The organism is Nocardia gamkensis NBRC 108242, from assembly GCF_001612985.1.
Lineage (GTDB): Bacteria > Actinomycetota > Actinomycetes > Mycobacteriales > Mycobacteriaceae > Nocardia > Nocardia gamkensis.
On sequence record NZ_BDBM01000109.1, the window covers coordinates 1 to 1107 of the forward strand.

General features: G+C 65.4%; 1 protein-coding gene. It reads right to left on the reverse strand.

What is annotated here, in order from left to right; genetic code table 11:
- Positions 1-45: 45 nt before the first annotated feature.
- Positions 46-951, reverse strand: coding sequence for an IS5 family transposase (locus NG1_RS34830; protein ID WP_062978124.1), 906 nt, complete (start codon positions 949-951; stop codon positions 46-48).
- Positions 952-1107 lie beyond the last annotated feature (156 nt).

The following is a 1107-nucleotide window of genomic DNA, read 5'->3' on the forward strand; positions in this document are numbered from 1 at the left end:
TAGGGAGTGTTTCGAAGTGGTGAGGGCGGGCTGTTCGGCCCGTCCTCACCCGTGTCGCAGCCACTGATTGATCGCAGCAATATGGACCGTCGCCAGATAGCGGACAGCGAGCTTGTCGTAGCGAGTGGCCACCGCCCGATGCTGTTTGAGCTGATTGATGCCACGTTCGACAGCGTTACGGTCCCGGTAGACGACCGGATCGAACACCGGCGGCCTGCCACCGCCCGAGCCGCGGTTGCGGCGATGGCCGACCTGGTCTGCTGGAACCGGGATCGTCACCCGGATCCCGTGCCGACGCAGCCATTCCCGATTTCCTCGACTGGAATACGCCTTGTCGGCCAGCACCCGAACCGGTCGTGATCGTGGCCGGCCACCACCAGTCTTGGGCACCTCGATGCCGTCGAGGACCGCCGTGAACTGGGGACTGTCACCGGCCTGGCCAGGGGTGACCAGCAGCGACAGCACCCGGCAGCCCTGTTCGCAAGCCAGATGCAACTTCGTCGACCATCCGCCCCGCGACCGGCCAAGCCCGTGATCGTCGGGTTCGCGGACCACCCCTCCGGGCGGCTCGGCCTGCCCGTCACCGTCGCGGCGAGCCCCGGCAGCATGCTGATGGGCCCGCAGAATCGTCGAGTCCACGCTCACCTGCCACACGATCCGGTTTGCCGCGTCGGCGAACGCTTGCAGCAACTTCAGGATCAACGCCCACACTCCGGCACGCTGCCAGCGCCGGAACAGCCCATACACCGCCAGCCACGACCCATACACCGCCGGCACGTCACGCCACGGTGATCCGACTCGGGTACGCCACCGGATCCCATCGATGAGCTGCCGTTTCGTCCACTGAGGCGGTCGTCCCGCCTTCTTGTTCCGGGGCAGCAACGGTTCCAACCGGGCCCACTGGGCATCGGTCAGGTCCGCGCGCCCCGCCACCACCGCTACGCTGGCCACGAGGTCTCCGGTATTCAAGGTTCTTCTTCGACAGCTGAACCAACTACCGGAGACCTCACCTACATACCAACGCCGACAACAGATCCCGCTGAACACATTGATGGGGTGGCACCGCATAACGGTGCCACCCCATCAACTACTTCGAAACACTCCCTA